The sequence below is a fragment of the Roseburia inulinivorans DSM 16841 genome (genome assembly GCF_000174195.1).
In the GTDB taxonomy this organism is placed as follows: domain Bacteria; phylum Bacillota; class Clostridia; order Lachnospirales; family Lachnospiraceae; genus Roseburia; species Roseburia inulinivorans.
Genome location: NZ_ACFY01000009.1, coordinates 1 through 8,252, shown reverse-complemented (window position 1 = coordinate 8,252; position 8,252 = coordinate 1). Strand labels below are relative to the sequence as shown.

Sequence of the window (8,252 nt, the reverse complement as noted above, 5' to 3'; positions counted from 1 at the left end):
ATAAGTAACTTAAGTAAAACAAAAAATGACAACTATTTCTAGTAAGAATGTGCATTTTTTTATTTACTCACGATTTATACGTTGTATATACAGTCATTTTGGGATATAACTGTGGATGTCAAAGTGCAGAAACTGCACAATTTATCATGAATTTCAGGAGGTAATTCTCATGGGAACCACGCAGCCAATCAGAAAAGAGGACGAGTTATATTCATTCCGTATGTATTATGCAGATGAAAAACCGAATGTCCGCAATTATACACTCATTGTCCTCGGTTTAAATACCGCACTCCGTATTGGTGATCTATTATCTTTAAAATGGTCATCTGTATACAACTTCCAATTCCAAAGCTTTTACGACCATATTTTGATCCACGAACAAAAAACTGGAAAACGAAACAATGTTCTTTTAAATGCCACTGCAAAGGATGCACTACAGGCATATTTCAATGAGCGGTCCCCGGAGGAAAGCGAATATATTTTCACGAAAACAACCTGTCACGAAAAACCGCTCAACCGCTCGCAGGCATACCGGATCGTCAAAACTGCCGCAGTTCACACCACACAAGAAGACTGCATCAGTTGTCATTCCCTCAGAAAAACATTTGGTTACCATGCATGGAAACAGGGAACTCCGCCAGCACTTTTAATGGATATTTATAATCATTCCTCCTACCGCATCACCCAGCATTATCTCGGAATCAGCCAGGATGAACGTGATGAGATTTATCTGAAACTTGATCTATGACCACTCCTGCTCCCGGAACAGTGTATCCACGATCACATAGTACTCTGCAAGGCGTTCCGTCTTTTTGATCTTCTTGAGATACTTCTCCGGATTCGTGAAACTCCTACTCATATAGCACCAGAGTTCTTTCATTTTAAATAACGTGTTGCGGTCGCCGGACATCACGCCTTTGTAACCATCACAGATATCATCATGGAATGCGCGGAGTGTCTGCTTGTCCACTACATTGCACTTTTTGTTTCCAACCGGTGTACCCGTATCTTTAGCCGCAAACTGAGCCTCCACCATCCGAAGTTCTCCGACCAGCCCCGGATCCTGCAAAATACCTCTGCCAAGCATGACTTTTTCTGTTTCCGGAAATGTCTGCCGTAACCGCCCGTATGCCCCGACCGAATGAATATCCCCATTGAAACAAAGTGAATGTCTGCTGTGCTCTGCTGCATACTGATAGGTTTCCATGCGTGGCGTATATTTATAAAAATCCTTCTGGATCCTTGGATGGACGATCAACTCCGATAACGGATATTTCTCATAAATCGCAAGGAGATTCTCCCACTCGTCCGGCGAATCTTTTCCGACTCTGGTTTTGATGGAGATTTTGCAGTCACATGCATTGAAAATTTTATCAAGAAAACTGTCCAGCTCATCCGGTACTGCAAGAAATCCAGCCCCTCTGTTTTTTGCCACCACCGTTCCGGACGGACAGCCGAGGTTTAAATTCACCTCATCATAACCATATTGCTTCAACTGGTTTACAATCGAAATAAAATCGTCCGGCTGATTTGTCAGGATCTGCGGAACAACTTCCATACCCTGATTATGCTCAGGATCAATGTCCTTTTTCACTTTAAAATCCAGTTTTTTATTTGTGATAAACGGAGTGAAGTACCGGTCGATATCATGAAAATATTTCTGATATGCGTTACGGTAAATATAGCCGGTCAATCCCTCCATCGGTGCCATGTAATACTTCATTTTCTTTCCTTCCTGTTATTCCCGGCTCTGTATGATCTGGTAGATTTCTTCCGTCTGCGCATCGTCAGATCCACTCATATAATAGTCTGTTCCATCTGCGGAAAAATGCAGAAATTCTGTGTTTTCCGGGTTTAAAAAGACCTCGCATTTCCCAACATTTCTTATAAAAAATGTTCCTTTTTCCAACGTATCCATCGCTGTTCCGCTTGATTTGCTCCAGGACGGAAGCTCTGTGATCTTCTCGACATGTTCTATATCTTCCACCTGAATCTCATAATCTACGTTCAGATGTTTGGCGTAAAGTATCTCATCTTCTACCGCAAGCCGGATCGGTGTGAATTCGTCAAGGATCAGCCAGATACACATTGCCGGAATCGTCACCATAAGTACCACTGCGCCCAAAATAGCACTTCCTTTTCCAACCGGTGTTGCCAGATTCATAGTCGTTCCCATTCCGACTTTCTTTGGCACCATGCTGTGCCTGTCTGCCGGATTGTAGTAGAAGATTCCCCAGATCCAGTGCCTGTCGTCATCAATGTTATCGTTCAGCTCACGCTTTGCTTCGTAGACTGCTTCAATTTTCCTTAACTGTTTCATTAACGGAATACACAAAAGCAGTGTTGCCAGTGCATACACCATGCTGCCTGTCAAAATCATCCATCCCATATTATCTGCCAGAAAAGATGCTGCCAGGATCACTGCCGCAAATGCCGTATTCAGCCAGAGTACGATGAGCCAAAAATTTTTCCAGATATTTTTTCTTGCTCTTGTATAATTCAGGTTTACGTCACTGTCATTATTTATCACCGCTGTCGGCTGTCTGTCCATCCAGACTGCTACAGCAGTCAGTGCCACTCCGCATAGCCACATAACAATTGTAAGCCACCCTACACTGCTTAATTCTATTGTTTTTTCCAAAGCCGGATTGAAACTCTTTGCCCATACCGGCACAAGTGCAAGCAGTAATGCCGCCAGATTCGGCAGGAAAAATGGCAGAAATTTTACTCTTCTGATTTTTCCGACTGCTTTCAATTCGATGCGGTGTTCCATCTTCTCCGTTTCATACAGACAATGTTCCGTTTTCCATCTTTTCAATCCGTTGTTCGCATGCACCAGCGGGAGACATAGCAATGCGATTGCAAGCAATATCCACATCATCCAGATTGTAAGCTGGATGGATATGTATTTTATCAGAAAACTGCTAAGTGGAACGATCAGCAGAAATATAAAATACTGTTTCATCTCTCTGCGGAACTTTTCCACAATTGCTGCCACCTCCGGTTTCTTGATCCACTCCGGTTTCATGTTTACTGCAAACAGGCAGCCATCTGCATACTGATACTGTCCTCGGAAACAAAAATAGAGAACTAATAAAACCGGATACATTGTGAAAAACATAATTATGTTTACGATCATAGTTTTTCTCCTTTCAAAGCTGGATTGTAATAAGCGTTTCGCAATTGTTCATCAAATCACTACGTATTTTATTCATACAATTCCCCGCAGATTTCAAAAAATTCTTCCTTCGTCATGCCGCTGACTTTCGCTTCCGATATGATCTGCTGCAACAGTTCTCTGGACTTTTCCGAAAGCTCTTTCGTCACCGCAAATTCTTTCCGCACCCTTGCGCCGCTCCTGCGGTCAGCGAAGATATAGCCTTCCTGTTTGAGCAGACTATAGGCTTTATTGACTGTCATGGAATTGATCCCGATCTCTTCTGCAAGCCCGCGGACGGTTGGAAGCTGTTCTCCCGGCGATAGTCTTCCATCGGAAATCCCCTGCACGATCTGGTTTCGGATCTGCTGATAAATTGGGATTTCTGACATCTCATTGATGGATATGATCATGTAGGATTCCTCCTGTATTTTTATCGTTATGTCAATATTTTCATCTTTCTTATCCATTTCTCACTGGATCTTGTCAAAAAAAATATGTATTGTTTGTATTAACTATTATAATACAAACAATACATACGTCAAGTAAAACATATTCAGATTACTTTATTCTTCTGCATGCGATCTATTATATTCTTCAATAAAACCATCCATCTTGGAAGTATCTTTTGTCAATTCTGTCAGTACATTATGGATTATAATGTGTACTACGTTTTCATTTTTTCTCCTCAAAATCCCTTACTTTTACTCTTACTATATAATTTACCATATTAATTAGAAAAAAAGACAATCTATGGCTCTTTTTTATCTGCTGCCATAGATTGTCTCTTTTAAGAATTTTGGAATCGGCATTATCTGCCGGAACTTATGCCTGTTCTTTCATCTCTTGTCGTTTTGTATACACTGCCTCAATTATATTGTATTAATCCGGTATCATGTTTGAAATAACATTATTTTTTTGATTTCTTGCAATTATTTGGTATCTTTCATTTTTACCGTAGATTATTCACCTTCCCAACTGAAATATATCCATCAACAAGTGCCCGGAAATCCGTTCCCTCCGGGGCATTCTCATTATAATTTCCATGCACAGTCAGTCGTATTCTTCCATTTTCAAGCTCCTCTTCCAGATACTCGTCAATGAAAAATCCACAGTCTGCAATTTTCCTGTCATATAAAATTCCCCGCAGCTTCTCAAGTTCACACTGCGGAAAATTTACGTTCCAGATCTGATTGTACGCCAGAGGCTGTTCCATCAATTCTTCCATCATCCGCTCAAGGTAAGCGTCTGTCACCTCATGACACTCCGATGCACCCTCGGAGAACGCAACCGCATGCACACCTGCGCACGCAGCTTCTAACGCAGAACCTACGGTCGCTGAATACTGAATATCTGTTCCGCTGTTATAGCCATAATTGATACCGGAAAAAACATAGTCCGGCTTTTCCTTCACAATATTTAAAATTCCAAAACGCACACAGTCCGCCGGTGTTCCTGTACTTGCATACGCGTGCACACCCTCCACCGGAAAATCAACCGAAAGAAACTCTATCGTTTCATGCAGTGTGATCCTGTGTGACATTGCACTGCGCTGTCCGTCCGGTGCCACTACCCAGACTTTACCATATTTTTTTGCTGCCCGTGCCAAACGAATGATACCGTCTGACTGTATTCCATCATCATTTGTAATTAATATTTTTTGCATTATGTTTTCCTTTTCCACAAATTTTCTTAGACTCTCTTCTCCATCTTTTCTATTTAATTTATCATATCCTTTTTTCCACGAAAATGCAAAACTCCTCAAAATGAGGACTTTTTAGCCTTAAAAGTCCTCATTTTGAGGAGTTTACTTTTTCGTTCATATACACAAATATAAACTGCATTCCCTTATTCTCTGTTTTCATATTGAAACCATCGCCAGTTTTACTGCTTTACTCTTCTCCGAAATAAGCACTTTTTTCAAGAGTGATACTGGGCGGATTCGAACCACCAACTTCGGTTTTGCAAACCTATGCCCTACCAGCGGCTACAGCATCGGATACGAAACAACAGAATGCACACCCGGCGAATATCTATTGTCATAAAAATCCCCTCATGGAGTATGTTTATCAAATTTTCCATGAGGGGATCTGTTTCAAACTGATTTCATTCTGCTGCTTCTTTCACAATCAGAACCTGAAACGCTCTTAGTTGCTGAATAATGCAGTAGACAGATATCTGTCACCGGAGTCTGGAAGAAGAACTACGATATTCTTTCCTTTATTTTCCGGTCTCTTTGCTAAAATAGTGGCTGCTTTTAAAGCTGCTCCAGAAGAAATACCAACCAGAACGCCCTCGCTTACTGCAAATGCTCTTCCCTCGTCAAATGCATCCTCGTTTTCGATAGGAATGATTTCATCATAAACGGTAGTATTCAAAGTATCCGGAACGAATCCTGCTCCGATTCCCTGGATCTTGTGTGCTCCTGCTTTTCCTGTAGAGAGAACTGCACTTGTTGCAGGCTCAACTGCTACAACTTTGACATTTGGATTCTGCTCTTTTAAGTACTCACCAACACCTGTTATGGTTCCGCCTGTACCAACGCCGGCTACAAAAATATCTACTTTTCCGCCTGTCTGCTCCCAGATTTCCGGTCCGGTTGTTGCCTTGTGTGCTGCCGGGTTTGCAGGGTTTACGAACTGGCCTAAAATAACGGCTCCCGGAATCTCTTTTGCAAGTTCATCCGCTTTTGCGATCGCACCTTTCATTCCCTTAGCGCCCTCTGTCAAAACAAGCTCTGCGCCGTATGCTTTCAAAAGATTTCTACGCTCAACACTCATGGTATCCGGCAGTGTTAAGATTGCTCTGTATCCTTTGACCGCTGCAACTGCTGCAAGACCTATACCTGTGTTACCGCTGGTTGGTTCAATAATGGTTGCGCCCTCTTTTAAAATACCTTTTTTCTCTGCATCCTCGATCATTGCCAATGCAATTCTGTCCTTTACAGAACCGGCCGGGTTAAATGCCTCAAGTTTTACTAAAATGGTTGCGTCTGTCACGCCTGCTTTTGCAGCATATCTGCTTGCGTTTACGATTGGTGTTTTTCCTACTAACTCTAATGTGCTTGATTTGATATCACTCATGTTAATCCTCCTTGTTTTTGCGAAGCAAAAATCCGAACTCTTGTGAGGAGAGGATTTAGCCTCCTTGTTTTGCGAAGCAAAATGCGACTGTTCCTACAGGAGCAGAGGATTTAGCCTCCTTGTTTTTGCAAAATTAAAATAGTGTTCTTAGTGAGAAGAAGATTTATCTTCTAAAATAAAAATGGCAGGTATCCTATGCACGACACCTGCCTGAGTTGCAAATTTTTAGCGGGTACACAATGCATATGAAAAATAAACCGTACTCATACATACAGCCTGACAACAGCAACAACACATCATATGATTTTTCTGTGTGCTTAATCCTGTGTGTTTCATATCATTGTCTCCTCTCTCATTTCCTACTAATCATATAGGAATATGTGTTTATATTGGAATTATAACGATTAACATCTTTACTGTCAACTATTTTTTCATAAATTTTTGCAATTCTTTTCGTTATGATACATTTTCCTGTTCACTTGCATTGCGTTACAATAACGATGCCTGGCTGCTGCTATATCTGGTTTAGCTTGCAAATTTTACAGTATCTGCCGGAAGTACTTTTGCGATGCGTTCCAGTGCCTCTTTTAGCGTACTTCTCGGACAAGCCACGTTAATCCGCTGGAATCCTCTTCCACATTTTCCAAAAATTCTTCCACTGTCAAGCCAGAGTTTCGCCTTGTGAACGATCAAATCCTCCAACTCCTGCGTGCACAATCCAAGTCCATTAAAATCAAGCCAGATCAGATACGTTCCCTCATGTTCCACCATGTTCACGCCCGGAAGATTTTTTCCACAAATTCTTTTGTAAAAGCGATATTGCCAGCCACATATTTTTTCATCGCCTGATACCACTCTTCCCCATCCCGGTAAGCCGCCTCACATGCCACAAGTCCGGCTGCATTGAGCTGACTGTATCCGGCGGCAGCCAACTGTTTTTTGAATGCATTTTTCAGTTTCTGGTTCGGGATAAAAATATTAGAAGTCTGCAGACCAGCCAGGTTAAACGTTTTGCCCGGTGAAGTGCAGGTAATGGTCCACTCCGCATATTCCTTTTTCAGATTTGCAAAAACGTGATGTTTTCCCTGAAAAACAAAATCTGCATGAATCTCATCGCTCACAACGATCACGTGATGTCTGCAGCAGATATCTCCAATTGTCTCCAACTCCTCCTTTGTCCACACTCTTCCAACCGGATTATGCGGATTGCAAAGGAAAAAGAGTTTTACTTCTTCCTCTGCGATTTTTTTCTCAAAGTCTGCATAATCAATATGATAGCGGTTGTCCTCTCCCAGGAAAAGGTCACTGCTTACGATTTTTCTTCCATTATCTGAAATCACCTCTGAGAAAGGATAATATACCGGTGACTGAATCAATACTGCATCTCCCGGGTCTGTATATGCTTTTACGGACAATGCCAGAGCCATCACGACCCCCGGTGTTTTGACCAGCCATTTTTCCTGTACTTCCCAGTCATGATGTTTCTTCAGCCATCCTTTCACAGCTTCAAAATAAGATTCCTGTCCATCACTGTATCCAAAAATCCCATGCTGTGCCTGTTTGATCAGTGCATCCTGTACATAAGAAGATGTCTGAAAATCCATGTCTGCAACCCAGAGTGGCAGCACATCTTCCGGCATACCTCTTTTCACTGCAAAATCATATTTTAAGCAGTTTGTATTTCTTCTGTCTGTAATTTTGTCAAAGTCAATATTTCTTTCTGCCATGTCGCACCTCTGGTTTCTTCTACTTGTAATATATTTCTGTCTTCTGTGATTGGTTATCATAATTTCCCACTGTTTCTGTAGGTCTTATTGGATATATACATCATAGCAGAATTTTGCTTTTTAACATAATTCATTTTATCTAGAATCAGCTATAGGTGAATCCTATAGCCGGAGTTTAACTTACCGTGGAGTAGCAGATTTTGTGGTGCTTTCTTAGTGTACAAAAGGGCAGATATAAGCGGTATTTCACAAGTCAATATTGAAGGTTTTTATACAAAGAAAAAA

Annotated in this window: 6 protein-coding genes, 1 tRNA gene and 1 pseudogene; 1 reads left to right on the top strand and 7 read right to left on the bottom strand. The window is 41.5% G+C overall.

What is annotated here, in order from left to right:
* The first annotated feature begins 169 nt into the window (after positions 1 to 169).
* Positions 170 to 748, top strand: a complete 579-nt coding sequence (locus ROSEINA2194_RS01010) for a tyrosine-type recombinase/integrase (protein ID WP_007882321.1) — start codon at positions 170 to 172, stop codon at positions 746 to 748.
* On the opposite strand, the gene ROSEINA2194_RS01005 is transcribed toward ROSEINA2194_RS01010, so the two are convergent.
* From ROSEINA2194_RS01005 to ROSEINA2194_RS00975, 7 genes and pseudogenes are all read right to left on the bottom strand, one after another.
* Positions 743 to 1,723 (bottom strand): tRNA dihydrouridine synthase, encoded by a 981-nt coding sequence (locus ROSEINA2194_RS01005; protein WP_007882316.1) that lies wholly within the window; start codon positions 1,721 to 1,723, stop codon positions 743 to 745. The genes ROSEINA2194_RS01010 and ROSEINA2194_RS01005 overlap by 6 nt on opposite strands.
* A gap of 15 nt (positions 1,724 to 1,738) precedes the next feature.
* Positions 1,739 to 3,139, bottom strand: a complete 1,401-nt coding sequence (locus ROSEINA2194_RS01000; protein ID WP_007882314.1) for a DUF5808 domain-containing protein — start codon at positions 3,137 to 3,139, stop codon at positions 1,739 to 1,741.
* Between the two features lie 68 nt (positions 3,140 to 3,207).
* Positions 3,208 to 3,570 carry a GntR family transcriptional regulator gene (locus tag ROSEINA2194_RS00995; protein WP_044926762.1) on the bottom strand — a complete coding sequence of 121 codons (363 nt, stop codon included), beginning with the start codon at positions 3,568 to 3,570 and terminating at the stop codon, positions 3,208 to 3,210.
* A 539-nt stretch (positions 3,571 to 4,109) separates the two neighbouring features.
* Complete coding sequence (gene surE / locus ROSEINA2194_RS00990) at positions 4,110 to 4,823, bottom strand: 5'/3'-nucleotidase SurE (RefSeq protein ID WP_044926765.1); 714 nt, start codon at positions 4,821 to 4,823, stop codon at positions 4,110 to 4,112.
* A gap of 261 nt (positions 4,824 to 5,084) precedes the next feature.
* Positions 5,085 to 5,154: transfer RNA gene (locus tag ROSEINA2194_RS00985), tRNA-Cys, on the bottom strand.
* Positions 5,155 to 5,304: 150 nt separating this feature from the next.
* Positions 5,305 to 6,240: a cysteine synthase A gene (cysK, locus tag ROSEINA2194_RS00980; RefSeq protein WP_007882287.1), complete on the bottom strand. Its 936-nt coding sequence runs from the start codon at positions 6,238 to 6,240 to the stop codon at positions 5,305 to 5,307.
* A gap of 525 nt (positions 6,241 to 6,765) precedes the next feature.
* A pseudogene (locus ROSEINA2194_RS00975) lies at positions 6,766 to 7,967 on the bottom strand (MalY/PatB family protein).
* Positions 7,968 to 8,252 lie beyond the last annotated feature (285 nt).